20 protein-coding genes are annotated in these 26066 nt (G+C 69.4%); 11 read left to right on the forward strand and 9 right to left on the reverse strand.

All coding sequences use genetic code 11. The features are described 5' to 3' along the window. Window positions 1-159 precede the first annotated feature (159 nt). From DFJ65_RS00390 to DFJ65_RS00400, 3 genes are all read left to right on the forward strand, one after another. A complete protein-coding gene (locus DFJ65_RS00390; RefSeq protein WP_115921295.1) occupies window positions 160-477 on the forward strand; it encodes a hypothetical protein in 318 nt (105 codons plus the stop codon). A gap of 81 nt (window positions 478-558) precedes the next feature. Beyond that, window positions 559-1461 carry a cation diffusion facilitator family transporter gene (locus tag DFJ65_RS00395; RefSeq protein ID WP_115921296.1) on the forward strand — a complete coding sequence of 301 codons (903 nt, stop codon included), beginning with the start codon at window positions 559-561 and terminating at the stop codon, window positions 1459-1461. 69 nt (window positions 1462-1530) lie between these two features. Further along, window positions 1531-2757, forward strand: coding sequence for a S1C family serine protease (locus DFJ65_RS00400; RefSeq protein WP_115921297.1), 1227 nt, complete (start codon window positions 1531-1533; stop codon window positions 2755-2757). Here DFJ65_RS00400 and DFJ65_RS00405 read toward each other — a convergent pair. Further along, window positions 2754-4118 (reverse strand): carboxylesterase family protein, encoded by a 1365-nt coding sequence (locus tag DFJ65_RS00405; protein ID WP_115921298.1) that lies wholly within the window; start codon window positions 4116-4118, stop codon window positions 2754-2756. The genes DFJ65_RS00400 and DFJ65_RS00405 overlap by 4 nt on opposite strands. A 161-nt stretch (window positions 4119-4279) precedes the next feature. Between DFJ65_RS00405 and DFJ65_RS00410 the strand changes: the two genes are divergently transcribed. The 5 genes from DFJ65_RS00410 to ptsP are packed head-to-tail and all read left to right on the forward strand — an operon-like array spanning window position 4280 to window position 10108. Next, window positions 4280-5035 (forward strand): DeoR/GlpR family DNA-binding transcription regulator, encoded by a 756-nt coding sequence (locus tag DFJ65_RS00410; protein WP_115921299.1) that lies wholly within the window; start codon window positions 4280-4282, stop codon window positions 5033-5035. After that, window positions 5032-5976 (forward strand): 1-phosphofructokinase, encoded by a 945-nt coding sequence (gene pfkB / locus DFJ65_RS00415; protein WP_115921300.1) that lies wholly within the window; start codon window positions 5032-5034, stop codon window positions 5974-5976. Before DFJ65_RS00410 ends, pfkB begins: the two co-directional genes overlap by 4 nt. Before the next feature lie 23 nt (window positions 5977-5999). Next, the gene (locus DFJ65_RS18205; RefSeq protein WP_115921301.1) at window positions 6000-8093 is read left to right on the forward strand and encodes a PTS fructose transporter subunit IIABC; all 2094 of its coding nucleotides are present in this window, start codon (window positions 6000-6002) and stop codon (window positions 8091-8093) included. 49 nt (window positions 8094-8142) lie between these two features. Next, window positions 8143-8412, forward strand: a complete 270-nt coding sequence (locus tag DFJ65_RS00425; protein WP_115921302.1) for an HPr family phosphocarrier protein — start codon at window positions 8143-8145, stop codon at window positions 8410-8412. A 10-nt stretch (window positions 8413-8422) separates the two neighbouring features. Beyond that, window positions 8423-10108, forward strand: a complete 1686-nt coding sequence (ptsP, locus tag DFJ65_RS00430; protein ID WP_115924020.1) for a phosphoenolpyruvate--protein phosphotransferase — start codon at window positions 8423-8425, stop codon at window positions 10106-10108. Between the two features lie 186 nt (window positions 10109-10294). On the opposite strand, the gene purL is transcribed toward ptsP, so the two are convergent. The 3 genes from purL to DFJ65_RS00445 all read right to left on the reverse strand — a co-directional run bounded on the left by purL (window position 10295) and on the right by DFJ65_RS00445 (window position 17990). Continuing rightward, a complete protein-coding gene (gene purL / locus DFJ65_RS00435; RefSeq protein ID WP_115921303.1) occupies window positions 10295-14128 on the reverse strand; it encodes a phosphoribosylformylglycinamidine synthase in 3834 nt (1277 codons plus the stop codon). A 114-nt stretch (window positions 14129-14242) separates the two neighbouring features. Beyond that, on the reverse strand, window positions 14243-16285 hold the full coding sequence (locus tag DFJ65_RS00440) for an HNH endonuclease signature motif containing protein (protein WP_147301259.1): 2043 nt from the start codon (window positions 16283-16285) through the stop codon (window positions 14243-14245). Window positions 16286-16493: 208 nt separating this feature from the next. After that, window positions 16494-17990 carry an MFS transporter gene (locus DFJ65_RS00445; RefSeq protein ID WP_115921305.1) on the reverse strand — a complete coding sequence of 499 codons (1497 nt, stop codon included), beginning with the start codon at window positions 17988-17990 and terminating at the stop codon, window positions 16494-16496. Between the two features lie 94 nt (window positions 17991-18084). Here DFJ65_RS00445 and DFJ65_RS00450 point away from each other — a divergent pair, with 94 nt between their 5' ends. Further along, complete coding sequence (locus DFJ65_RS00450; protein WP_115921306.1) at window positions 18085-19047, forward strand: helix-turn-helix transcriptional regulator; 963 nt, start codon at window positions 18085-18087, stop codon at window positions 19045-19047. Between the two features lie 4 nt (window positions 19048-19051). Here DFJ65_RS00450 and DFJ65_RS17260 read toward each other — a convergent pair whose 3' ends face one another. The 3 genes from DFJ65_RS17260 to DFJ65_RS17265 all read right to left on the reverse strand — a co-directional run bounded on the left by DFJ65_RS17260 (window position 19052) and on the right by DFJ65_RS17265 (window position 20929). Then, window positions 19052-19198, reverse strand: a complete 147-nt coding sequence (locus DFJ65_RS17260; protein WP_170143941.1) for a hypothetical protein — start codon at window positions 19196-19198, stop codon at window positions 19052-19054. A 286-nt stretch (window positions 19199-19484) separates the two neighbouring features. Further along, complete coding sequence (locus tag DFJ65_RS00455) at window positions 19485-20663, reverse strand: acyl-CoA dehydrogenase family protein (protein ID WP_115921307.1); 1179 nt, start codon at window positions 20661-20663, stop codon at window positions 19485-19487. Window positions 20664-20767: 104 nt separating this feature from the next. Beyond that, the gene (locus DFJ65_RS17265) at window positions 20768-20929 is read right to left on the reverse strand and encodes a hypothetical protein (protein WP_170143942.1); all 162 of its coding nucleotides are present in this window, start codon (window positions 20927-20929) and stop codon (window positions 20768-20770) included. 91 nt (window positions 20930-21020) lie between these two features. Between DFJ65_RS17265 and DFJ65_RS00460 the strand changes: the two genes are divergently transcribed. Next, complete coding sequence (locus DFJ65_RS00460; protein ID WP_115921308.1) at window positions 21021-22409, forward strand: magnesium chelatase ATPase subunit I; 1389 nt, start codon at window positions 21021-21023, stop codon at window positions 22407-22409. Window positions 22410-22420: 11 nt separating this feature from the next. Next, window positions 22421-24430, forward strand: a complete 2010-nt coding sequence (locus DFJ65_RS00465; RefSeq protein ID WP_115921309.1) for a vWA domain-containing protein — start codon at window positions 22421-22423, stop codon at window positions 24428-24430. Window positions 24431-24495: 65 nt separating this feature from the next. Here DFJ65_RS00465 and DFJ65_RS00470 read toward each other — a convergent pair whose 3' ends face one another. Next, window positions 24496-24864 (reverse strand): hypothetical protein, encoded by a 369-nt coding sequence (locus DFJ65_RS00470; RefSeq protein ID WP_115921310.1) that lies wholly within the window; start codon window positions 24862-24864, stop codon window positions 24496-24498. A gap of 144 nt (window positions 24865-25008) precedes the next feature. Then, a complete protein-coding gene (locus DFJ65_RS00475; RefSeq protein WP_115921311.1) occupies window positions 25009-26040 on the reverse strand; it encodes a GNAT family N-acetyltransferase in 1032 nt (343 codons plus the stop codon). Between the last annotated feature and the right edge of the window lie 26 nt (window positions 26041-26066).

Consider the following 26066-nt stretch of genomic DNA (forward strand, 5'->3'; position numbering starts at 1 on the left):
ATCCTGCCACCGCCGGCTGCGAGGCGGCACACGCTCCACCCCTCGGTCACATTTGGGCGCAGTCCCCTCGGATCCACCCGTCTCCCAGTCAACGAGGGCAATACTGGTTTCGACGGCCGTCGCCCGACGACCGCCTCCAGCAGGAAACGGAGGACGCAGATGTCGGCAACCCTTCGCATTCATCGTGGGTACGCCTCGCCGCAGCGGGTCGTGGTGCTCGGTGGCAGGAAGATCGGCCAGCTCAGCGAGGAAGTGGTCGAGTTCCCGGTGGAGCCGGGTGAGCACGTCCTGACCGTGCGGCTCGGTTACTCCGAGGCGACCACGCGATTTCGAGCGAGGCCGGGCGACACCGTCGAGGTGAAGGTGTGCGTGAAGCCCGCCGCGCCCGAACCGCACGACGGTCCGGTCGACCTCGAACTGGTGATGCACTCGCCGTACAAGAACGCCCACGAGGGCGCGCTCGGCCGCACCGATTGAGGCCGGGTCGACCCCCCGGCTGCACGCGCGGCGCCGTGTCGGTTTCGATAGGAGCATGCGCCCGCACCCGGTGAGGTCACGATGAGCCACGACCACTCCCACGGTCTGTCCGCGACCGGACGGCACCGGTGGCGGCTCATGGTCACGTTCGGCCTGGTCGCCGTCTTCTTCGTCGTCGAACTCCTCACGGGCCTCGCCGCCGGGTCGCTCGCACTGATCAGCGATGCCGGCCACATGGCTGCCGACGTCGTGACGCTGGGGGCGGCGCTCGTCGCCACCCGCATCGCCACGCGTCCCGACTCCACCGGCCGCCGCACCTTCGGCTCCTATCGCGCCGAGGTCTTCGCCTCCGGCCTCGCCGTGCTCGTGATGCTCGGCGTCTCGGTCTACATCGTCGTCGAGGCGATCTCGCGCATCGGCTCCCCCACTGAGCCCGCCTCCGGCGTGATGCTCCTCGTCGGCATCATCGGGCTGGTCATCAACGTCATCGGAATCCTGTTGTTGCGCAGCGGTTCCGGTGAAAGCCTCAACGTCAAGGGCGCCTACCTGGAGGTGGTGGCCGACGCGGTGGGTTCCATCGGCGTCATCGCCGCCGCGCTGCTGGTGCAGGCGACCGGCTCGGCGTGGTGGGACACGGTCGTCGCGTTGGCCATCGCGCTGTTCGTCGCCGTCCGCGCTGTCGGGCTCGGACGCGAGGTGCTGGCCGTGCTCGGACAGCACGCACCGGCGGGCACCGAACCGGCCGAGATCCTCGGCGCCCTCGAGCAGTTGCCGGGCGTGAACGAGGTGCACGACCTGCACATCTGGCAACTGACGTCCGGCATGAACGTCGCCACGGCTCACCTGGTGACGATCGGCGGCCAGGACAGCACCGCCGTACTGCGGGACGCGGGTGCGCTGCTGCGCGACAGGTTCGAGATCGCGCACGCCACCTTGCAGGTCGAGTCGGGCGAGACCAACGACTGCACCGGCGCCGACTGGTGAGCTCGACGCCACAGGAAGCGCACAGGTAAGCCAGGGCTCGGGCATGGACGGCGGGCGTTCCATGAAGACATGAACCGCCTGATCGCCTCCGTGGCCGCCATCACCGCACTCGCCGTCGCACCCGCCGCGATCGCGGTGGACCGAGCCCTCCCGCAGTACCGCGTGTCGGTCACGGCGGCCGCGCCGGCGACAACGTCACCCTCGACCGGCACCACGTCGCCGTCGACCGGCTCGGGGCCTTCGGGGTCTTCGGGGTCTTCGTCCTCGTCGGGTTCCTCCGACTCGTCGGGTTCCTCCGGTTCCGCTTCCGACGGGCAGCAGCCCGGCAACGGATGGTGGGGCGGACGCGGCAGCGCCGACCAGTCCAGCGCAACGACGTCCGGCACCCAGATCGCCTCCTCGCCGGGCGTGGTGATGATCGACACCGTCGTCACCGGCGGTGAGGGCGCGGGCACCGGCATCGTCCTGCGGTCCGACGGCATCGTGCTGACCAACTACCACGTGGTGGAGGGCTCGACGCAGATCCGGGTGACCACCGGCGACTCGAAGAAGTACACCGCGACCGTCATCGGCTACGACTCGACGAACGACATCGCCGTGCTCAAACTGGCCGACGCGTCGAACCTCACCACGGCCACCCTCGACACCGCGAAGGTCGTCGTCGGCGACAAGGTGACCGCCATCGGGCAGGGCGGCGGCCAGGGCGTGCTCTATACGACGTCCGGCAGCGTGACGGCCGTCGACCAGCAGATCACCGCGTCCGAGAGCTCCACCAGTGCCAACTCCGAGACGCTCAACGGCCTGATCGAGACCAACGCGCAGATCGTGCCCGGTTACTCCGGCGGCCCGCTGCTCGACTCCGACGGCGAGGTTGTCGGCATCGACACCGCGGCCTCCTCGACCACACCGATCACCGGCTACGCGATCACGATCTCGACCGCCGTGAGCATCGCCAACAAGATCCAGTCGGGCGACGACTCCGGCACCGTGCACATCGGCAAGCGCGCCGCGCTCGGTGTCGAGATCAGCTCCGGCAGCAGCGGATACGGCCCCGCTCAGCAGTCGTCGAGCCTGCAGGTGATGGCAGTGCTGTCCGGTGGTGCGGCGGAGGCGGCGGGTATGACCGCCGGCTCGATCATCACCTCGATCGGCGGCACCTCGGTCACCGACGCCTCGAGCCTCACCGACGCACTCGACCAGCACCAGCCCGGTGACAAGGTCAGCGTCGGGTGGACCGACGCATCGGGTCAGACCCACCAGGCGACGGTGACCCTCGGCACCGCCACAACGAACTAGCCGAGCGACCGGACGAGGACCGGCGGGCCGGAGCGTTCGACTGCAACACCGTCGCGGGCGAATCCGCCGAGCATCGCCCGCACCTCGCGTCCGGCCTCCGGGGTCACATGCCAGGCGGGGCCGGACGCCGCGACGATCGTCTCCCACGCCGGGCCCGGAAAGACGTAGGGCAGGTCGGTCGTGTGGGCGCCGGCGAGCAACCCACCGCGTGGATCGTCATGGCTGTCGGCGTGCAGCAGGTAGGTCGCCGCCGATCCACCGGCCGCCGCGTGACGCTGGGCGAACCGGCGGGCCGGCTCGTCGTAGATCGAGTTGCCGAGCCGGCGCACCAGACGTTCGCGGACGGCGGGGCGCAACGGCACGCGTCCGAGCCGGGGCGGCACGAAGAGCGCGACCTCGCGGGCGGTGTGACCGATGAGCAGATCGACGTCGGGCGCTACCTGCGACCAGGCGTCGTCGAGATCGTCCTCGGCGGGCAACGGGGCAACCCCGTACTGCGGGCCGAACGGCATCCCAGCCCGCAGCCCGTAACGAATCGACATGCGCTGCAAGGAGTTCGTGCGTTCGAGCATCTCCTCGACGCTCGCGTCGGCGCTGAGACCGTCGACCTTGTCGGCCATCGCGGCGTACATCTTGTCGCGGCCGGGCATCAGCCCGAGCGGGGCGCTCATCACGATCGCGCGGCGGAAGAGCCCGCGGGCGCCGTCGGCGATCATCAGGTGGGCCACGGAGTCGCCGCCGGCGGATTCTCCGAAGGCCGTGACATTCGCGGGGTCGCCGCCGAAGTGCGCGATGTACCGCTGCACCCACTCCAGGGCGGTGCGCTGATCGAGCAGTCCGAGATTGCCCGGCGACGCCGCATGGCGCAGGTAGCCGAACAGCCCGAGCCGGTAGGTCACGGTGACCACGACCACCTGGTGTTCGGTGACGAGCGCCGTCGGGTCGTAGATCGGCAGGTCACCGGCGCCGGTGACGTACGACCCGCCGTGGATCCACACCATCACCGGCAGCCCGGCGTCGGGGGCGGTGCCGGCCGGCATGGTGATGCTGAGGTGCAGGCAGTCCTCGTCGATCGGCAGCTTGGGTTCGACCTCGTCGAGCACCTCGTCGATCAGCGGGAACGACACCTGCGGGCACGACGGAGCGAGCCGTGTCGCGTCGATGTCACCGGATGCGAGCGGCGCCAATTGCGATGTCTGCCAACGCTGTGCGTGGGCATATCGGATACCGCTCGCCTTCCAGACCGGGCCGTCGACCCGTCCGCGGACGGTGCTCGCCGCGTCGGGCGCCTCCCCGGGCACCTGCCAGGTGGGCACGGTGGGCACGGTGGGCCCAGGTTGGTCGACGACGTGATCCGGCATGCCCAGATCGTCGCAGACGGCAGCACCGCACTTCCGACCTCCAGCCGTTCACACAATTTCAGATGTTTGTTTATGTTGACTTCGCTTTGCTTGAGTGGTTTTCTGGTGTGACGCCGGACACGTGAGCCGGGCCACAGTCGAATCAACCAGCAGGAGCGGACGTGTACGCAGCCGAACGTCACCGCCGGATCGTCGACGAGGCGCGCCGGGCCGGACGGGTCGCCGTCGCCGACCTCGCCGACTCGCTCGGGGTCACGCCCGAGACCGTGCGCCGCGACCTGACCACCCTGGAGGAGCGCGGCTCGCTGCGCCGGGTACACGGCGGGGCGATCCCGATCGAGCGCCTCGAGCAGTCGCTCGCCACCCGCACGAGTCGGTCGACCACGCAGAAACGGCGGATCGCCGGACGAGCCCTCGACGAGGTCCCGTCCGGCGGTGCGATCCTGCTCGACTCCGGGTCGACCACCCTCGCCGTCGCTGCACTCATCCCAGGCGACGCCCGACTGACCGTCGTCACCAACTCGGTGCAGGCCGCCGCCCTGCTGGCCGATCACCCGCACCTCGACCTGCTGTTGCTCGGCGGACGCGTCCGCGGTGTCACCGGCGCGGCCGTCGGGCCTTGGACCACCTCGCTGCTGGGCAGCCTCAGCGTCGACGTGGCGTTCGTCGGCACCAACGGCCTGAGCCTGCGGCGCGGACTCTCGACACCCGACGAGACCGAGGCGGCCGCCAAGTCGGCCATGGTCGAGGCCGCCGACCGCGCCATCGTCGTCACCGACTCCAGCAAGCTCGGTGTCGACCACCTGCACAGCTTCGCCCCGCTGTCCGCGGTCGACCTTGTCATCACCGACGACGCCGCCGACCAGGCCGACCGATCGATGCTGGCCGAGGCCGGCCTGGAGGTGGTGTACGCGTGATCGTCACCCTCACTCCCAACCCGAGCGTCGACCGCACGATCGCGTTCGACCGCATCCGCCGCGGCGCGGTGCAGCGGGCGACCTCCAGCCGGATCGACCCGGGGGGCAAGGGCATCAACGTCTCCCGCGCTCTGCAGGCGAACCGCACGCCGACCCTTGCGGTGCTCCCCGCGGGCGGCCCGGAGGGCCACCTGCTCACCGAACTTCTCGAGTCGGCGCACGTGCCCTACCGCGCGGTCGAGATCGCCGGCGCAGCCCGGATGAACATCGCCGCGGTCGAACCCGACGGCACCACCACCAAGCTCAACGAACCCGGCCCGCAGATGTCGGCGGCCGAGGTGTCGGCGCTGTTCGACGCTGCGATCACAGCGGCCGACGGCGCAGACTGGCTGGTCGCGTGCGGCTCGCTGCCTCCAGGGGTGCCTGAATCCTTCTACGCCGAGCTCGTGTTGCGCTGTGCCGCAGCCGATCTCAAGGTGGCGATCGACACCTCGGGTAGCCCGTTCCCGCTCGCCGCCGTGGCGCATCCGCAGCTGATCAAGCCCAACCACGAGGAACTCGCCGAACTCGTCGGACGCCCGCTGCCCCGCATCGGCGACGTCGTCGATGCGGCCCGCGGACTCGTCGCCGACAGCATCGAAACGGTGGTCGTCAGCCTCGGTGCCGATGGCGCACTCGGCGTCGACGCGTCCGGCCTCGTCTGGGCGGGCGCCACCGTCGACGACCCGCTCTCGACCGTCGGCGCGGGCGATTGTCTGCTCGCCGGGTTCCTTCACGCACGCGTTCTCGGCGGCGACCTCGAGGCCGCGGTCCGCGAGGGCGTGCGGTGGGGCGCTGCCGCCGTCCGACTGCCCGGCAGTCAGGTGCCCGCCCCGGCCGACATCGCCGCCGTCGAAGTGACCTCCACCAACTCCCCCGAGCTCGACCGCGTCATCTCCTGACGCGCCTCACGAAAGGACACGTCGTGTCTCTCATCACCAACGAGCAGGTCATCCTCGACCTGCGTGGCGAAGACCGCCACGAAGCGACCCGCACGCTCGCCGAGCGCCTGGTCGCATCCGGTCGGTGCACCGACCTGGACGGTTTCCTGGCCGACGTCCGTGCCCGTGAGGAGAAGATGGCCACCGGGCTGCCCGGCGGCATCGGCATCCCGCACGCCCGCAGCGCCGCGATCACCGAGCCGTCGCTGGTCTTCGGACGGGCGGCCGACGGGATCGACTGGGGCGCCAAGGACGGCGCGGCGACGACGATCTTCCTCATCGCGGCACCGGAGGAGGGCGGCGAAGCCCACATGCAGATGCTGCCGAAGCTCGCGAAAGCGTTGATGGACAAGAGTTTCCGCGCGGAGCTGATGGCTGCGACCGACGAGTCGCAGGTGGTCGAGCTGGTGAACTCGCGGGTCTCGCTCGACGAGCCGGCGAAGGCGGCGGCCCCGGCCACAACTACCCCGGCCACAACTGCCCCGGCGACGGCTGTCCCGACGGCTGCCTCGGCTGCGTCCGTGGCGACACCCGAGCCCGCCGCGGCACCGTCCGGTGGACGCACCTTCGTCGCCGTGACCTCGTGCCCCACCGGCATTGCACACACCTACATGGCCGCCGAAGCCTTGGAGAACGCAGCCCGCGAGGGTGGCCACCGCATCACCGTCGAGACCCAGGAGTCGGCCGGCTCGACCCCGCTGACCGCGGCGCAGATCGCCGAGGCCGACGCGGTGATCTTCGCCCACGACGTGGAGGTGCGCGACAAGGCCCGCTTCGCCGGCAAGCCCACGGTCGACGTCGGGGTGAAGAAGGCGATCAGCGACGGACCGGCGCTGCTGTCCCAGGCCGGCCGATTGGCGGACGAGTGGGCGAAAGACCCGTCGAAGGCCTCGGCGGCCGTTGCCGCACCGGCGGCCGACGAACCCGAGACCGAAGGTGTCGGCACCCGCCTGCGCAAGTGGCTGATGACCGGCGTGTCGTACATGATCCCGTTCGTCGCGGCCGGCGGCATCCTCATCGCACTCGGCTTCATGCTGGCCCAGATCGCGGGCGGTGAGACCGGCGCGATCGACGTCACGAAGAACTTCACGCTCGACCCGAGCGCCGACCCGTCGAAGGCCACCATCCTGCAGAACTCGTTCGACCCGCTGTCCGGGATGCACTGGGCCGCACTGCTGTTCCTCATCGGCGGGGCCGCGTTCGGCTTCCTCGTGCCGATCCTGTCGGGCTACATCGCCTACGCGATCGCCGACCGGCCGGGCCTGGTGCCCGGTGTGGTCGGCGGTGCGGTCGCGGTGACCATGCAGGCCGGGTTCCTCGGCGGCATCGCCACCGGTCTGATCGGCGGTCTGCTCGCGAAGTGGATCTCCGGGTGGAACGTGCACAAGAACGTGCGCGGTGTCATGCCCGTCGTCGTCATCCCGCTGCTGTCGACCCTGCTGACCGTCGGGTTGCTCATCACCGTGGTCGGTCGCCCGATCAAGTGGCTGTCCGACCAACTCGCCAGCGGCCTCAACGGGATGTCGGGCACCAGCGCGGTGCTGCTCGGTCTCATCCTCGGCGCGATGATGGGCTTCGACCTCGGCGGCCCGGTCAACAAGGTGGCGTACGCCTTCGCGACCACCGGCCTGTCGGCCGCGGGCACCGCCACCGACGCACCGCAGTTGAAGATCATGGCGGCCGTGATGGCCGGCGGCATGGTGGCGCCGCTGGGCCTCGCCCTGGCCACCACCGTCCGCCCGAAGCTGTTCACCGAACCCGAGCGGGAGAACGGCAAGGCAGCCTGGCTGCTCGGTGCGTCGTTCATCTCCGAGGGAGCCATCCCGTTCGCGGCCGCCGACCCGTGGCGCGTGATCGTCGCGTCGGTCGCCGGCTCAAGCGTCACCGGAGCCCTGTCGATGGCCTTCGGCGCCACATTGCGCGCCCCGCACGGCGGCATCTGGGTGCTGCCCTTGATCGGCAACTTCGCCCTCTTCCTGGTCGCTCTCGCGGCGGGTGTGCTGGTGATGACCACCGTCGTGGTCGTGCTCAAGCAAGCCGCTGCCAAGAAGTCCGCCGACACCCTCGTCGCAGCCTGATCGCTGCGGCAGACTCGCAACACACCCAACCGACGAAGGAGTCAGTTCCATGGCACAGCGCACCGTCACCATCGCCTCGAAGGTCGGCTTGCACGCCCGCCCCGCCGCGATGTTCGTGCAAGCAGCAGCCGAGACCGGCCTCGACATCGAGATCGCCAAGCCCGGCGAGGACGCGGTCGACGCCACCAGCATCCTCGGCGTGATGGCGCTCGGCGCGAAGCACGGCGAGGAGGTCACCCTCACCGCCGAGGGCGACGGCGCCGATGCCGCGCTCGACTCGCTGGTCGAGTTGCTCTCCCGCGACCTCGACGCGGAATGAGGTGACGGCGATGGAGGTCAGGACTCTGCAGGGCATCGGTGTCAGCGCCGGATCGGCCTACGCGACGGCGGTGGTGGTGGCTCCCCCGGTCACCGCGCCGGCCGACGAACCGGCCCCGGCCGACGCCGACGCGGAACTGGTGCGGGTGAAGGCGGCTTTCGAGCAGGTCGCCGCCGAACTCGACGCGCGCGCAGCACGGGCCGACAAGACTGCTGCGCAGATCCTGACCGCCACCGCTCTCATCGCCCGCGACAAGGGCTTGCACAAGGCGGCCGGCAAACACCTGGCTGCCGGCTCCGGTCCGGCGACATCGGTGCACCGCGCGGTCGAGGAGTACGCCGCACAGTTCGAGGCACTCGGCGACTACTTCGCCGAGCGGGTCACCGACCTGCGCGATGTTGGTTCGCGCACCATCGCGGCGGTGCTCGGGGTGCCCGCCCCGGGGGTGCCGACGCTCACCGCACCGTCCGTGGTCATCGCGCTCGACCTGGCGCCGGCCGATACCGCGGTGCTCGACCGCGACCTGGTCGCCGGCATCGTCACCCAGGAGGGCGGACGCAACAGCCACACCGCGATCCTCGCCGCGCAGATGGGCATCCCGGCGGTCGTCCACTGCGCCGACGCGCTCTCGATCGAGGCGGGCACCTCGGTCTCGATCGACGGTGACTCGGGCGCGGTGGTCGTGAACCCGTCCGCCGAATCGGTCGCGGCACTGGCCGATCGCGACTCCAAGCGGGCCACCCTGCTGTCCGCGACGTCCGGCCCTGGCAAGACCTCGGACGGGCACGCGGTCGGGCTGCTGGCCAATATCGGCGGTGTCGACGACGCGGTCGCGGCGGGCGCCCAAGACCTCGAAGGGGTCGGACTCTTCCGCACCGAGTTCGTGTTCCTGTCGGCGAAGACCGCGCCGACCCTGGAGGAGCAGACCGACATCTACACCCGGGTGTTCCAGCCGTTCGGCACCGACCGGCGCATCGTCGTCCGCACGCTCGATGCGGGTGCCGACAAACCGCTCGCCTTCGCCGACCTGGGCGCGGAGGAGAACCCCGCCCTCGGACGTCGCGGGTTGCGTCTGTCGCAGGCTCGCCCGGAGTTGCTCGAGACCCAGCTCAAGGCGTTGGCCGCGGCCGCGTCGGCCACCGGTGCCGACGTACGGGTGATGGCACCGATGGTGGCCACCGTCGAGGAAGCGAAATGGTTCGCCGATCAGGTGGCGGCCGCGGGGCTCCCGAAGTCGGGTGTGATGATCGAGGTGCCCGCCGCGGCTCTCGGCGCACGCCACGTGCTTGCACCCGTCGACTTCGGCAGCCTCGGCACCAACGACCTCGCGCAGTACACGATGGCGGCCGACCGGATGCAGGGAGCACTGTCGGACCTCCTCGACCCGTGGCAACCGGCCGTGCTCAACGTGATCAAAGCCGCCTGCGCAGGAGCCGCCGAACTCGGCAAACCGATCGGTGTCTGCGGTGAATCGGGCGGCGATCCGTTGATGGCGCTGGTGCTCACCGGGCTCGGCGTCTCGTCACTGTCGATGGCGCCGTCGAAGGTGCCGGCGGTGCGGTTCGCGCTGTCGCGCCACTCGCTCGAGGCGTGTCAGCGGCTGGCTGAGTCGGCCGTCTCGGCGGCGACAGCTGCGGCGGCGCGCGAGGCCGTGCTCAGTGCGGCCGACCCGGAGTTGCAGGCCCTCCTCACGTGACGAACTGACCTCCCCACTCATCTGGCCACCCGCAAACGCTGCATCTCCCCCGCAAACGCTGCGGTTGCCTGCAGGTGCTGCTGTGCAACAGCAGCACCTGCAGGCAACCGCAGTGTTTGCGGGAGGAGCGGTCGGGCTTAGGTGGACGAGTGGGTCGGGAATGGGTGTCGAGGTCGAGTTTGCGGCTCAGTCGACCCAGACGCGGGCGTTGCGGAACATCCGCAGCCACGGGCTGGCGTCGCCGAGGGGGCCGTCGGTCCAGCTCATCTGTACGTTTCGCTGCACCCGCTCGGGGTGCGGCATCATCGCGGTGAAGCGGCCGTCGGGGGTGGTGACAGCGGTGAGGCCGTCAGGCGAGCCGTTGGGGTTGGTCGGGTAACCGGACGCGGGGTTGCCGGCACCGTCGACGTAGCGCGCCGCCCGGATCACCGACTGTTCGTCGCCACGCGCAGCGAAGTTGGCGAAGCCTTCTCCGTGAGCGACCGCGATCGGCAGCTTCGAGCCCGCCATGCCGGTGAAGAAGATCGACGGGTTGTCGAGAATCTCCACCTGCGACAGTCGCGCTTCGTACTGCTCCGAGCGGTTGCGGGTGAACCGCGGCCACGCGTCGGCGCCCGGGATGAGGTCGGCCAGCGCCGCGAACATCTGGCAGCCGTTGCAGATGCCCAACCCGAAGGTGTCATCGCGGCGGAAGAAGTCCGAGAAAGACTGTGTCAGAGCAGGATTGAACAGCACCGAGCGTGCCCAACCCTCACCGGCGCCGAGCGTGTCTCCGTAGGAGAACCCGCCGCACGCGACCAGGCCGACCGCGTCGGCGAGGTCGAAGCGTCCGGACTGCAGGTCGGTCATGTGCACGTCGTAGGCCTCGAACCCGGCGCGGTCGAACGCGAAGGCCGTCTCGACATGGGAGTTGACGCCCTGCTCACGCAGGATCGCAACCTTCGGTCGCGCGCCGAGGTTGACGTACGGCGCGCTGACGTCTTCGGACGGGTCGAAGGTGGGGGCGACGACCAGGCCGGGCAGGTCGGCACCCACACCTGCGTGCTCCTCGTCGGCGCACTCGGGGTTGTCGCGCAGCGACGAGATGCGCCAGGAGACCTCGTCCCACGCCTGCGCCAGGTCACGCAACGGTTCGTCGAGCGAGTTGGCACCGGCGATCGACACGCGAATCTGCTTGTCGGAGTTGGGCTTTCCGACAACCTTGACCGCGCCCGCAGCTGCGAAGGCAGCGAGCACCTCGTCGACCGACGCCGAGTCGACCTCGAGCAGCGCACCGAGTTCCTCGGTGAACAGTTCGGCGATGTCGTCGACGGCGAGGTCGACACCGAGGTTGCCGGCGAACGCCATCTCGCACGCGGTCGACCACAGACCGCCGTCCGAACGATCGTGGTAGGCGCGCACGATTCCCTTGGCGCGCAACGAGTTGAGTGCCTCGACGAATGCCACCAGGCGGGCCGGGTCGTCGAGGTCGGGCACCACGTCGCCGAACTCCCCGTTGACCTGCGCCAGCATCGACCCGGCGAGACGGTTACGACCGGCACCGAGGTCGACGAGCACCAAGGCAGTGTCGCCGCCGCGCAGTTGCGGGGTGAGGGTGCCGGTGACGTCGGGCAGTGACGCGAACGCCGACACCACGAGCGTGACCGGGGAGGTGACCTGCTTGTCGTCCCACTTGGTGCGCATCGACAGGGAGTCCTTGCCGACCGGCACCGAGATGCCGAGGGCCGGGCACAGCTCCATCGCCACGGCGTGCACGGTGTCGTAGAGCGCGGCGTCCTCGCCGTCCTCACCGCAGGCCGCCATCCAGTTCATCGACAGCTTCACGCCGGGCAGATCGATCGGCGCCGCAGCGAGGTTGGTGATCGCCTCGCCGACGGCCATCCGCCCCGATGCCGGTGCGTCGATCGAGGCCAGCGGCGAACGCTCACCACTGCTCATCGCCTGCCCGGCGAGCCCGACGAGGTCGGACAGGGTGACGGCGACGTCGGCCACCGGCACCTGCCACGGGCCGACCATCTGGTCGCGGTGGGTGAGCCCGCCGACCGTGCGGTCACCGATCGTGATAAGGAAGCGCTTCGACGCGACGCTCGGGTGGCGCAGGACGGCGTACGCCGACTCGCGCAGGTCGATCCCGGAGAGGTCGAACGCCGGGCTGGTGCGCTGCACGCGGCGCACGTCGCGGGTCATCCTCGGCGGCTTGCCGAGCAGCACCTCCATCGGCATGTCGATCGGGTGCTCCCGCTCGTCATCGCCGGCAAGCACCAGCTGGGCGTCGTCCTTCGCCACGCCGACGACGGCGAAGGGGCAGCGTTCGCGACGGCACAGGTCGGCGAACTCTTCCAGTGAATCGGCCTGCAGCGCAATGACGTAGCGCTCCTGAGATTCGTTGCACCAGATCTCCTTCGGAGCGAGTCCCGACTCCTCCAGCGGCACCGCCGACAGGTCGAAACGGGCACCGAGCCCGGCTCCGTCCACGAGTTCGGGGAAGGCGTTCGACAGGCCGCCCGCGCCGACGTCGTGGATCGCGAGGATCGGGTTGCTCTCCCCCATCGACCAGCAGTGGTTGATGACCTCCTGCGCGCGGCGTTCGATCTCGGGGTTGCCGCGCTGCACGGAGTCGAAGTCGAGTTCGGCGGCGTTGGTGCCCGAAGCCATCGAGCTCGCCGCGCCGCCACCCATGCCGATGCGCATGCCCGGACCGCCGAGCTGCACCAGCAGCGTGCCCGCCGGGAAGATGATCTTCTCGGTCTGGCTCGCGCTGATCGCGCCGAGACCGCCCGCGCTCATGATCGGCTTGTGGTAGCCGCGGCGCACCCCGTCGACCGTCTGCTCGTAGACACGGAAGAAGCCGCCGAGGCCCGGCCGGCCGAACTCGTTGTTGAACGCGGCCGCACCGATCGGGCCCTCGATCATGATGTCGAGCGGGGAGGCGATGTGGTCGGGCGCGCCGTAGTCCTCGTCCTCCCAAGCATCTTGTGTGCCAGGGAGATTGAGGTTCGACACCATGAAGCCGGTGAGCCCCGCCTTGGGCTGCGAACCGCGTCCGGTGGCGCCTTCGTCACGGATCTCACCACCGGCACCGGTCGCGGCGCCGGGGAACGGGCTGATCGCCGTCGGGTGGTTGTGGGTCTCCACCTTCATCAGCACGTGCACTTCGTCTTCACGCTCGGCGTACGCCGACGGGCCCGACTGCTCGGTGGGCATCCACCGGGTGGTCGTGCCACCGGCCATGACGGACGCGTTGTCCTTGTACGCCACGACCGTGCCGTGTCCGTTGACGCGCTCGGTGTGACGGATCATGCCGAACAGCGAGGAGGTCTGCTCCTCGCCGTCGACGATGAAATCGGCGTTGAAGATCTTGTGGCGGCAGTGCTCGGAGTTGGCCTGCGCGAACATCATCAGCTCGACGTCGCTCGGGTTGCGGCCGAGCCCGTTGAACGCGTCGACCAGGTAGTCGATCTCGTCGTCGGCGAGGGCCAGACCGAAGGTGGTGTTGGCTTCCTCGATGGCCACCCGTCCACGGCCCAGCAGGTCGATGCGCTCCAACGGTTCAGGGTCGCGTTCGTCGAACAGGTGGGCCGCGGCGGCTTGATCGGGGAAGGCCGACTCGGTCATCCGGTCGTGCAACACGGCAGCCGCGGACTGCCAGTCGGTGACCTCGCCGGTGAGCACGAACTCGGTGACCCGCTCGACCCGATGCACCGGAATGCCGCAGTTGTGCACGATGTCGGTGGCCTTCGACGCCCACGGCGAGATCGTGCCGAGGCGGGGCGTCACGACCACCAGCGTGCCCTCGGTCGGACCCTCGTAGGGGTCGCCGTAGGTCAGGATGCGGGCGATGGAGTCAGCGCTGAGACCGTCGAGCTCGCCTTCGGTCGCCACCCAGTGCAGGTGCCGCGCGGCGACGCCGGTGATCGACGGCTGCGCCTGCTGCAGACGCGTGAGCAGCGCGCGGGCGCGGAAGTGCGAGAGTGCCGACCCGCCAGGAACCTGGGTGAGGACGTAGTGCGAGGAAGCCATGAGCTGGGGTTCTCCTGGTGCGACAAGCCGGGTCTACAGGGTATCGACCCGCGTGCGAGCGGCTTGTCACGGTTCAGCGTCACGGCTCGGACGGCGGCCGGGCAGCCTCTTCGCCTATGGGTCGGTGAGGTCGTGCCAGGTTTCGGTGAGTCCTGGTGTGGTGCGGTAGGTGTGTCCGGTGGGTGAGGTCCACTCGACGATCCCGTTGGGGTGTAACCGGATCCGCCACTGGGTTTGCTTCATCCGGTGATGTCGCCGACAGAGGCATTCGAGGTTGACCGTTGTGGTGGGCCCCTGGGGCCATTCGACCGCGTGGTCGAGGTCGACGTTCTTGATCGCGGGACGGTCACAGCCGGGTGCCCGACACCGCTGGTCCCTGGTTTTCACGTACCTCGCCATCGTCGGTGGCGGCCGGTAGCTGTCGCTGGCCATCGTGTTCGCGGTGGGTTCCCCGGTGACGGGGTCGAACTCGAAGCTACTCACGGTGACTTTGTCGGCGAACCGGGCCAGGTCGGTCAGGCTGTCGGCGTCGATCGCACCGGCACGGGCGTGGACGCTCGTCGCGCCGCGTTCACGCATGTCGGAGACGAAGGCCCGGCCGTCACTGTCTTTGCCGGCATTGTCTTTGCCGGCACTGTCTCGACCCCTGGTGCTGCTGCCACCGAACGCTGCCGGTATCTCTGGCTCGACATACGGCTCAGTGGCCGGTGGTTCAGCATCACTGCCGTCCCCATGGTCACTGTCGTCAGCACGGCCCTCGCCATTGCCGTTGTTGCTGTCGTCGGCATGGCAACTGTCGTCGGCATGGCAACTGTCGTCGGCACGGCCACTGTCGTCGGCACGGCCACTGTCGTCGGCACGGCCACTGTCGTCAGCAAGGCCGTCGTCGTCGTTGCTGTTGTTGCTGTCTTTGCCAGCAGTCCCTTTTGCCCCGGTAGCCCCGGTAGCCCCGGCAGCAGCCGGTGCCTGGTTGGTGGGCTTTGTCCAGGTCTTCCCGGCCGTGCCGAAGGTCGGGGTGAGCACCTGGATGTCGAGGTTCAAGGTCACATTCCGCATCGCGAGGTCGAAGAACGCATCCACCCGGTACTCGCCCAACGTCTTGTCGGACTCGTCGCCGTGTTTCATCGCGAACGCCAACTGGTCGATCGCGTCCTTGACCGCGGTGATCTGCCCGTTGTCCCCAATGACAGTCAGCACCGACAACCCCGGCGTCGGATGCGGATCCTGGAACACACCGCACTGCTGCGCCCTCGTCTTCCGCGCCGTCTCTCGAGCGGCGGAGGGTTGATGCTTCCCCACCAACGTCCGGCACGACTTGCGTGCCTGACCCCTGGTTGTCTGGTGGACTCCCCGGCCGAGGATCTCCGCCTCGACCGTTTCGCACACATCCGGGGAGGCGTCCTGCAACTCCGTCGCAATATCCGCGGCCGTCTCCAGATTCGCCCGGCCCGCGGCGACTTCCCGCAACAGGTTCGGGGTGCGGGTCACCATCCGGGCGGAGCGTTGCACCAACCCGATCCCGGCCTGGATCCCCAACCCCAGTTCGGCAGCGACCGTGTCGGCGGAGTACATGCTCGTGAACCCCTGACCGTGCCGCACCCACGGCGTCTTCCTCGTGCCCTGCGGACCGTCGGGGTGCTCCCACCGAGCGAACTCCGCAATCGAACGAGCCCGCACCGCTTCCATCGACTGTGCTGCTTGATGCGCGGCACGGGTCGCGTCCTCGAACAACGTCATCCGATCGAACACCCGCGACTCGGCCACCAACACCTCATCCAGACCCGCGTCCAGAACAGTCAAGGCTTCGTCGTCGGCACGACCGGCCGACCCATCGGGCGCCGCCGCAGGCGCGGCTGATCCGACTGCCCCAAGTGTTCCTGCCGGGGCAGTCGTTTCGGGGAACAGGTCGTACCCGAGGAGCGCGTCGGGTTCGTCGACCGTGAACGGGTCGTCCTGCCCGAGCAACTCGTAGGCGTGGGCGCTGAGGATCTTGGAGATGATCAGCATGATCGTCACCGGGTTCGCACCCGGCACCAAATGAGGCTGGGACGCCAACTCGATCGCGGCGTCCAACCCGTCTTCGAAGATCACAGATTCAAGCAACTCGGCCGGGTCGATACCGCCCGGTCGAGCCTCGAATTCTGGTGTCCCCTCCATGCGCTAATCATACGCATGTTCGAACCCGATAGGAAGGGTTTCAACAGGCGAATTTGGTTGATTTCTGAAGGGTTTTCGCGGATCTCGACTCGACCTCCGCCACCGCTCCCACACCATCGCAACCCCCGCGAAAGTTTGCAGAATCGCGCGCTTGCGTCGCGTGTCCTGTAAACCTTCGCGGGGTGGGGGGTGCGCCCGGCAAGCAGGCTCAGCGCGTGTCCACCTCCACCTTCGCCGGCACAGCCCGGGCGGCCGCGACCGAGACCAGCAGCAGCACCGCCGCGATGGCCAGCACCACCTGGAAGGCCGGCGCGAACAGATCCACCGGCGCCGCACGTCCGACCGACTGCACGACCTCGAAGAAGACCGTTCCGATCACCGCGATACCGACCGCATTGGCCAGCTGGCCGCTGGTGTTGAACAGCCCCGAGGCCGAACCCGCGTGCTCGACCGGCACATCGGCGAGCGCGAACAGACCCACCGGAGCCACCATCAGCCCGAACCCGACACCGGTGACGACCATCGGCGCGACGAACGCCCACCACGGGGTGGTCACCGACGCGAGGTGCACCACGACCGCCATCACGGCGAGTCCGGCAGCCATCACCAGTGCGCCGAGTTGCAACACCTGCCGCCCGATGCGCAGGGCGAGCACGGTCACGCCGAAGCCGGCAGCGGCCGAGGTCGCCACCGCGAACGGCACTCCGACCAGACCCGCTTTCAGCACCGACCAGCCGAGCCCGGCCTGGAAGTAGACGGTCTGGGCGAGGAAGTAGGCCGAGAGCGCACCGAACAGCAGCATTTGCACGGCGGTGCCGCCGGCGAAGCCGCGTCCGCGATAGAGCTCCAGGTTGACCAGCGGCTCCAAGCCGGCTCGTTGCACGCGACGCTGGTGGCGCACGAAGCCTGCAAGCACGACGGCACCGACGATCATCAGCGCGAATCCCCATTCGGGCCAACCGAGGTCGTGACCCATCGTGAGCGGGTAGAGCACCGCGAGCAGGCCGGCCGCGAGCACCGCGACGGCTCCCGGGTTGAGTCCGGGGCTAACGGCCGAGCGTGACTCGGGGATCCAGCGCAGCGCCGCCACAAGGGCGAGCAGTCCGACCGGCACATTGACCAAGAAGATTGCGCGCCAACCCGATCCGGCGATGTCAAGGTCGGTCAGCACCGCGCCGAGCACGGGCCCGATGACGGTCGAGATACCGGCCAGGGCCGTGAACGCGCCCATCGCCTTGCCGCGCTCCTCGGGCGCGTACATCACCTGCAGGCTCGACAACACCTGCGGCACCATCGCTGCGGCGCCGAGACCTTGCAGCGCCCGGAACAACACCAACGCCTCGGCGGACGGCGCTGCGCCGCAGGCGGCCGACAGCAGGGTGAACGCGACGAGTCCGCCGACGAACAGCCGCTTGCGACCGAAGCGGTCGCCCAGTCGCGAGCCGGTGATCAATGCGATAGCGAATGCCAACGGGTAGGCCGCGATGATCCATTGCAATTGCGGGCCGGTGGCCTGCAGATCGGCTTCGATGCTGGGCAGCGCGACGTTGACGATCGTGACGTCGATGAGTTCCATCGCCGAGGCGAGGAAGAGGCTGATGAGCGCGACCGTGCGAGCGCGGCCGGTCGGCAACGTGTCGCTGACGCGGTCGGCCGGCGAGCGGCCGGTGACGGGAGATTCGTCGTCCCTGGTGATGGTGGACATGTCGTGACCCTTTCGAAGGCGAAGTCTGGTGACATCACGACGCTAAAAGGCATTCCGGCCACTTCCTGACCGCTTTGTGGCGGACACTGAATTCATGGCCAACACGAGTTCCCGCACGCTGCGACTGCTGTCCCTGCTGCAGACCCACCGCTTCTGGCCCGGCACCGAGCTCGCCGGACGCCTGGAGGTCAGTGAGCGCACGCTGCGCCGCGACGTCGATCGGCTGCGCGAGCTCGGCTACCCGGTGCGCTCGAGCCGCGGTGTCGACGGCGGCTATCAACTCGAAGCCGGTGGGTCGATGCCGCCGCTGGTGGTCGACGAGCAGGAAGCGATCGCCCTCGTCGTGGCTCTCGGATCCTCAAGCGCTCCAGGCGAACTCGGCGATGCGACGCTCAGTGCACTGTCGAAGGTGATGCAGGTGCTCCCGGCGAAGCTGCGGCGTCGCGCGGAGGCCATCCGCGCCGTCACGGTCGACTCGCCGTTCGGCACGGCACCCGAGGTGGACGCGTCCGTCTTGGCCGGCGTCGCGGCGGCCACTCGCGACCACGAACGAATCCGGTTCTCCTACACAGCTCGTGGAGGGCAAGCCGCCGGCGACACCATCGGCCGCTATGCCGAGCCGCACCATCTCGTCACCGTCGGCACCCGTTGGTACCTGGTGGCCTACGACCTCGACCGACTCGACTGGCGGTCGTTCCGCGTCGATCGGATGAGCGAGCCGGTCGGCACCAGATCGCTGTTCCGGCCGCGCGAGGTGCCCGGTGGCGACCCCGCCGCCTACGTGCGCTCGGGCCTCAACGGACGCGACGAATCACTCACTCTCACAGCGCTGCTGCACGCACCGGCGCAGGAGATGGGGCCGCGATGGGGTCGCTACGGTGAGATCAGCGCGGTCGACGACCACACCTGCCGGGTGCGGATGGAGGTGCGCCACCCGGGCTGGGCGATCTTCGGGCTCGGGATGAGCGGGGTGCCGTTCGAGATCGAGCAGGCGAGCCCGCAGATCCACGAAGCGATGGCCGATTGGGCGCAGCGCTTCGCAGTCGCCACCCGGTAACCGGTCAGTGATCGACGGCGTCGACCACGGCAGCAGCGAGCACGGTGTGGCCATCGGAGTTGGGATGGTCGCCCTCGCCGGCGAGGTAGTCGGTGACGTCGGCCCTGCCGTCGGCACCATTGAGCGCGGTGTACACGTCGGCGTACGCCACCCCCTCCTCGGTGGCGATGCGGTCGATGGCACGGAGTCGCCGAGCCCGACGACGCGCAACGGCGGACTCGACGAAACGGTGGCCGCGATCGCGTCACCTTTTCCCGGCAGCGGCTGCATCGCCGTGCTCGCGCTGCTCAGCCCGATGCACGCGAGCGCGAGCAGCGCCGACGCGACACCCAAGTGGGTGCGACGCCCGACGCTGACGCTGTCGTGGCACACCCGTGAGCGTGCCCGCACGACCTCCGACGAACCTGGGAGCCGCGTGCGCGGCGCCCGAACGCCGATCAGCGGAAGGCCGACTGCCCGGTCAGCGCCTGGCCGATCATCAACTGGTGCACCTCGGAGGTGCCCTCGTAGGTGAGCACCGACTCCAGGTTGTTCGCGTGCCGCAGCACCGGGTATTCCAGCGTGATGCCGTTGGCACCCAACAGAGTTCGACACTCACGGGCGATCTTGATCGCCTCACGCACGTTGTTGAGCTTGCCCAGGCTGATCTGCTCCGGGCGCACGCCGTCGCCGTCCTTGAGCCGGCCGAGGTGCAGCGCCAGCAGCATCGCCTTGCCCAACTCGAGCGTCATGTCGGCCAGCTTGGTCTGGGTGATCTGGTAACCGGCGAGCGGCTTGCCGAAGATGTCGCGGTCGCCGGTGTACGACAGCGCGGTCTCGATGCAGTCGCGGGCGGCACCCACCGCACCGAAGACGATGCCGAACCGCGCCTCGTTCAGGCACGAGAGCGGCCCCGACAGGCCGGCGGCCTCCGGCAACATCGCCGAGCCGGGCAGCCGCACATCGTCCAGCACGATCTCGCCGGTCACCGAGGCACGCAGCGACAGCTTCTTCTTGATCTCCGGGGCGCTGAATCCCTTTGTGTCCGTGGGCACTACGAACCCGCGGACGTCGCGGCTCGACTCCCCGGTCTTGGCCCAGACCACGGCCACATCGGCGACCGGCGCGTTCGTGATCCACATCTTCGAACCGTTCAGCACCCAGTCGTCGCCGTCGCGGCGGGCCCGCGTGCGCATGCCGCCCGGGTCGGAGCCGAAGTCGGGCTCGGTGAGGCCGAAGCACCCGATCGCCTCGCCGGCGGCCATCCGCGGCAGCCACTCCTGCTTCTGCTCCTCGCTGCCGAACCGCCAGATCGCGAACATCGCCAGCGAGCCCTGCACCGACACCAGCGAGCGGATGCCGGAGTCGGCGGCCTCGAGTTCGAGGCAGGCCAGGCCGTAAGCAGTCGCCGAGGTGCCCGCGCAGCCGTAACCCTCCAGGTGCATGCCGAGCAGCCCCATCTCGCCCAGCTTCGGCGCGAGTTCCTTGACCGGCACCGTGCCCGCGTCGTACCAATCCTGCAGGTGCGGGCGCACCTGCGCGTCCAACAACGAGCGGACGGCGGACGTCATGTCGCGGTCGTCGGGGTCGATGAGGGAGTCGATTCCGAACAGTTCGGTGGGGCTCTGCGCAGCCATGGGCCTCGCCTTTCGTCGAAGTACGCGATCGGCACGAACCTACTTCGCGGCAGCCGGATCAGGGCAGCCCACATGGGCACGTCGCATCGTGTGCGGGTCCCGGGTCAGCGATTCACCGCGGCCACCACCGCCGCCGCCAGCAAGGCGTGGTCGTCGGAGTTGGGGTGGTCGCCGTCGTCGACGAGGTAGTCGGACACGTCGCCGGCGGTCTCCTTGAGGGCGGAGTACGCGTCGACGTAGGCCGTGGCCGACCCACCTCCGACCACCCTGGGAATGCGGCTGTGATTCGGCTGGGAGAACGACCCCGTCGGTGGACCGCCTCTGGTCAGTGTCGGTATCGCGACGTAGCGTGAAGGAGTGACGAACCCACCCTCCATCCGCACCGTCGGCGAGTTGCGCGCGAGCGGACACCAGAGCAAGCACCTGCGCGAAGAGATCCGGGACAACCTGCTCGCGGCCCTCGCCGAGGGACGCGACCCGTGGCCCGGGCTGCACGGGCTCGACGACACCGTCGTGCCGCAGCTGGAGCGGGCGCTGCTCGCCGGCCACGACATCGTGTTGCTCGGCGAACGCGGCCAGGGCAAGACCCGCATCCTGCGCACCCTGGTCGGGTTGCTCGACGAGTGGACGCCGGTGATCGACGGGTCGGAGCTCGGCGAGCACCCGTACGCCCCGATCACCCACGCCTCGAAGCAGCGCGCGGCCGAACTCGGCGACGACCTGCCGGTCGCCTGGCGGCACCGTGACGAGCGCTACGCCGAGAAGCTCGCCACCCCCGACACCTCGGTGGCCGACCTCATCGGCGACGTCGACCCGATGAAGGTGGCCGAGGGCCGCAGCCTCGGCGACCCCGAGACCATCCACTTCGGGCTGATCCCGCGCTCGCACCGCGGCATCGTCGCGATCAACGAGCTGCCCGACCTCGCCGAGCGCATCCAGGTGGCGATGCTCAACGTGATGGAGGAGCGCGACATCCAGATCCGCGGCTACATCCTGCGGTTGCCGCTCGATGTGCTCGTGGTGGCCAGCGCCAACCCGGAGGACTACACCAACCGCGGTCGCATCATCACCCCGCTGAAAGACCGCTTCGGCGCCGAGATCCGCACCCACTACCCGGTCGAGCTGGCCGACGAGATGGCGGTCATCCGGCAGGAGGCCCATCTCGTCGCGGAGGTGCCCGACCCGCTGGTCGAGATCCTGGCGCGGTTCACCCGCGGGCTGCGCGAGTCGTCGTCGGTCGATCAGCGCTCCGGTGTCTCGGCCCGCTTCTCGATCGCCGGCGCCGAGACCGTCGCCGCAGCAGCGTTGCACCGCAAGGCAGTTCAGGGCGAGAAGGAAGCCGTCGCCCGGGTCGTCGACCTCGAGACCGCGGTCGATGTGCTCGGCGGCAAGGTGGAGTTCGAGGTGGGTGAGGAGGGCCGCGAACGGCCGATTCTCGACCACCTGCTGCGGACGGCGACCGCCGACACCGTGCGGCACCTGTTCGCCGGGCTCGACCTCGCGCCGCTGGTCGCCGCCTTCGAGGAGGGCACGCTGGTCACCACCGGCGAGCGGGTGACCGCCTCCGACTTCCTCGCCGCACTGCCGCCGCTGTCGGGCGGCTCGCTCTACGACGACATCGCCGACCGCATCGACGCCAAGAGTGACGGCGAGCGGGCCTGCGCGATCGAGCTCGCGCTCGAGGGCCTCTACCTCATCCGCAAGATCGACAAGCAGTCCGGCGACCGCGAAACCATCTACGGCTGAACGGAACCCGCATGACCCACGACTCCCGATACGCCCGGTTCACCGGCGGTCCCGACCCGCTCGCACCACCGGTCGACCTCGCCGACGCCCTGGCGAAGATCGGCGAGGACGTCATGGCCGGCTACTCCCCCGAGCAGGCCATACGGGAGTACCTGCGCCGCGGCAGCCACCACCGTCCCGGTCTCGACGAGTTGATGCGGCGGGTGTCGCAGCGACGCGAGGAGATCCTGGCGCGCAGCAACCTCGGCGGCACCCTGCAGCAGGTGAAGGAGTTGCTCGACAAGGCGGTGCTGGACGAGCGCAAGAGCCTGGCCCGGGCACTCGACGACGACGCGCGGTTCGCCGAGATGCGCATCGAGAACCTCCCGCCGTCGCCCGCGCAGGCGGTCACCGAACTGGCCGACTACCAGTGGCGTTCGCCCGAGGCCCGGGAGATGTACGACCAGATCAAGGACCTCCTCGGCCGCGAACTGCTCGACCAGAGGTTCGCCGGTATGAAGCAGGCGCTCGAGTCGGCGACGGACGAGGACCGCGCGGCGGTCAGCGACATGGTGAAGGACCTCAACGAGCTGCTCGGCAAGCGCGCCGCCGGGCAGGACACCGAGCAGGACTTCGCCGACTTCATGGCCAAGCACGGCGACTTCTTCCCCGAAAGCCCGCAGAATCTCGACGAACTGCTCGACGCCCTCGCGGCGCGCGCCGCCGCCGCCCAACGGATGCTCAACTCGATGACGCCCGAGCAGCGCGAGGAGCTCATGCAGTTGTCGGCGCAGGCCTTCGGGTCGCCGGAGCTGATGGAGCAACTCGGGCAAATGGACCAGTTGTTGCAGCAGCTGCGTCCGGGTGAGAACTGGGGCGGCTCGGAGGAGTTCGGCGGCGAGGAGGGCCTCGGCCTGGGCGACGGCACCGGCGCGCTGCAGGAGTTGGCGCAACTCGACGACCTCGTGCAGCAACTCGACCAAGACCGGCCGGGCGCCCGGATGGACGACATCGATCTCGACGCCGTCTCCCGACTGCTCGGGCAGGAGGCCGCGGTCGACGCCCGCACGCTCGCCGAGCTCGAGCGCGAACTGCGGGACAGCGGCCTGCTCACCAAGGGTTCGGACGGCGCACTTCGCCTGTCCCCCAAGGCGATGCGGCAACTCGGCAAAACTCTGCTGCGCGATGTCGCACACCGCATGTCGGGCCGCAGCGGGCAGCGCGACATGCGCCGCGCGGGCGCTGCCGGCGAACTCACCGGGTCGAGCCGCGCGTGGGAGTTCGGCGACACCCAGACCTGGGACGTCACCCGCACCATCACCAACGCCGTCCAACGGCAGGCGGCCGACGGCGGCGGCGGGGTGACCGGACGCGTCCGCATCCGGATGGACGACGTGGAGGTGGCCGAGACCGAGGCGCGCACCCAGGCCGCGGTGGCGCTGCTGGTCGACACGTCGTACTCGATGATCCGGGCCGGTCGATGGGTACCGATGAAGCGCACCGCACTCGCACTGCACCAGCTGATCTCGACGCGTTTCCGCGGAGATCACCTGCAGCTCATCGGTTTTGGCCGGCATGCCGAGGTGATGGGCATCGAGGAGCTCACCGGCCTCGCCGGCATGCAGTTCAAGGGCACGAACCTGCACCACGGGTTGCTGTTGGCCAACCGGTTCTTCCGCAAGCACCCGAGCGCCCAACCGGTGCTGCTCATCGTCACCGACGGCGAACCCACCGCCCACCTCGAACGCGACGGGCACAGCTTCTTCGACTACCCGCCGCACCCGTTCACCATCGCCGCCACCGTCCGCGAACTCGAGGCCGCCGGGCGCCTCGGCGCCCAGACCACCATCTTCCAACTCGGCGATGAACCCTCCCTCGGCCGGTTCCTGGCCGACCTCGCCAAGCGGGTCGACGGACGCGTCGTCACCCCCGACCTCGACGACCTCGGCAGCGCCGTCGTCGGATCGTTCCTCGGGTCACGCACCGACCTGCCGCACGACCTGTACGACGACTACGGGTTCGGACGCGGCTGGTGGGCCTGACCCGAAAGTTTGCAGGACACGCGACGTGGGCGCACGATCGCGCAAACGTTCACGCTGGTTTCTGCTCAGGATTCGGGTGACGAGGGGGTCTCGTCGCCGTGGCTCGCGCGCTCGTGCAGTTGCTTGCGCGACTCCTCGGCCTTGCGCCAGGTCTCGAGGTTGCGTTGCTGGAGCCGCTCGACGCGATCGAGCTTGCGCAGGATGTCCTCCGACTGCTCGATGTGCGCCAGCCGCTTCGACTCGGTGCGTTCGGCCTTGACCCGTTGGTACTCCTCGATCGGCCACAGCGGCGCTCGGGCGATCTGCCTACGGCCCTGCTCGCGCACCAGGTGGGAGTCGTCGGTGAGTTTCATCGCGCCGGCGACGATCACGAAGACGATGCCGAACACGTACAGGGAGGCCAGCGTGATGAGCACGATGATCAGTGCGGTCATGGCGCCCCCCTCTCGTGCGGTTTCCCTCAGTCTAGGCAACCCCGCTGGACGTCGCCGCAGCCCCAGCCGCACGCCCAAACGCGCAGGTTGTCGAGATCCGCGCGGGTCATGACGCGCGCGGATCTCGACAAGCCGCGCGGCTGACTACCGCAGATCGAGATCGACATGCCACGACTGGGTGACGTACTCCGTCTGCCAACCCATCGAGGTGTAGAGGCCGTCGGCTCCGGTCGGTGAATCGGCGTCGACCTCGAGGCCGACCCGGTTGCGGCCACGCTCGGCGGCGTCGGCGATCACGGTGTGCAGCAACGCTTTCGCGACACCATGACCGCGGGCGCGACGGTGCACACCGATGTAGTCGATGTAGCTGCCTTCCACCCCGGACGCGTCGGGCGGGCTGACCGACGACACCACGGCTCCGGCCGGTAGTTGCTGACCGTCCTGTTCGACGAACGCCAGCCACCAGTGGTCCCACCGGTGCCCCGGGTCTTCCCGCAGCCGCATCACGAACTCCGGGAAGCTCTCGCGGTAGGAGCTGAAGTGGTCCTGGAACGACTCCTCGAGCAACCGGTGCACCGTCTGCAGGTCTTGGGCCACCGGTAGGCCGTCGTCGTGCTTGTCGACCCGTCGCACCGTGACGCCTTCCCGCGGCCCCGGCAGCCCCGCGGCCTCGGCGGCCTCCACCGGGCGCGACATGTGCCACCAGGTGCGCACCTTCTCGTAGCCCGCGCTGGCCAGCCAGCGCTGCTGCCGCGCATCGTCGGCGTACGCGTGCCCGTCGAGCAGCGTCGACTTCAGCCCGCGCGCCTTCGCGATCTGCGCCGCCCACCGGCGTCCGGCGGCGAAGAGGCAGTCAGCGAGGTGATCGGCCACGTCGTCGGGCAGGTCGACCGACACCTCGGGTTCGATGACCGTGCGTCCGGCGGCGCGGTCGTGCACCGACAACCAGGCGACGAGGCGGTCGTCGGCGTCGGTGACGACGAGTTGGCGGCGGGTCCACGAGCCGACGCCGGTGAGTTGGCGGGCGATCATCGGCCCGTCGACGGCACCGTCACGGCCGACGCTGCGCCGGTGTGCCGCAACGAGTTCGAGAATGGCGTCGACATCGTCGAGCTCGGGTTGGCGCACCTGCATTCCCTCGGGCAGGCCGTTCACCGACAGTTCGCTGTCACTCATCCGTCCATCATTTCGTGTCGGCCGAC

Source organism: Calidifontibacter indicus (genome assembly GCF_003386865.1).
GTDB classification, from domain to species: domain Bacteria; phylum Actinomycetota; class Actinomycetes; order Actinomycetales; family Dermatophilaceae; genus Yimella; species Yimella indica.

What these genes read in the sequence shown, in the direction of transcription:
- DFJ65_RS00390 (WP_115921295.1), top strand. Translation starts at nt 160, where the DNA reads ATGTCGGCAACCCTTCGCATTCATCGTGGGTACGCCTCGCCGCAGCGG.
- DFJ65_RS00395 (WP_115921296.1), top strand. Translation starts at nt 559, where the DNA reads ATGAGCCACGACCACTCCCACGGTCTGTCCGCGACCGGACGGCACCGG.
- DFJ65_RS00400 (WP_115921297.1), top strand. Translation starts at nt 1,531, where the DNA reads ATGAACCGCCTGATCGCCTCCGTGGCCGCCATCACCGCACTCGCCGTC.
- DFJ65_RS00405 (WP_115921298.1), bottom strand. Translation starts at nt 4,118, where the DNA reads ATGCCGGATCACGTCGTCGACCAACCTGGGCCCACCGTGCCCACCGTG.
- DFJ65_RS00425 (WP_115921302.1), top strand. Translation starts at nt 8,143, where the DNA reads ATGGCACAGCGCACCGTCACCATCGCCTCGAAGGTCGGCTTGCACGCC.
- ptsP (WP_115924020.1), top strand. Translation starts at nt 8,423, where the DNA reads ATGGAGGTCAGGACTCTGCAGGGCATCGGTGTCAGCGCCGGATCGGCC.
- purL (WP_115921303.1), bottom strand. Translation starts at nt 14,128, where the DNA reads ATGGCTTCCTCGCACTACGTCCTCACCCAGGTTCCTGGCGGGTCGGCA.
- DFJ65_RS00440 (WP_147301259.1), bottom strand. Translation starts at nt 16,285, where the DNA reads ATGGAGGGGACACCAGAATTCGAGGCTCGACCGGGCGGTATCGACCCG.
- DFJ65_RS00445 (WP_115921305.1), bottom strand. Translation starts at nt 17,990, where the DNA reads ATGTCCACCATCACCAGGGACGACGAATCTCCCGTCACCGGCCGCTCG.
- DFJ65_RS00450 (WP_115921306.1), top strand. Translation starts at nt 18,085, where the DNA reads ATGGCCAACACGAGTTCCCGCACGCTGCGACTGCTGTCCCTGCTGCAG.
- DFJ65_RS00455 (WP_115921307.1), bottom strand. Translation starts at nt 20,663, where the DNA reads ATGGCTGCGCAGAGCCCCACCGAACTGTTCGGAATCGACTCCCTCATC.
- DFJ65_RS00465 (WP_115921309.1), top strand. Translation starts at nt 22,421, where the DNA reads ATGACCCACGACTCCCGATACGCCCGGTTCACCGGCGGTCCCGACCCG.
- DFJ65_RS00470 (WP_115921310.1), bottom strand. Translation starts at nt 24,864, where the DNA reads ATGACCGCACTGATCATCGTGCTCATCACGCTGGCCTCCCTGTACGTG.
- DFJ65_RS00475 (WP_115921311.1), bottom strand. Translation starts at nt 26,040, where the DNA reads ATGAGTGACAGCGAACTGTCGGTGAACGGCCTGCCCGAGGGAATGCAG.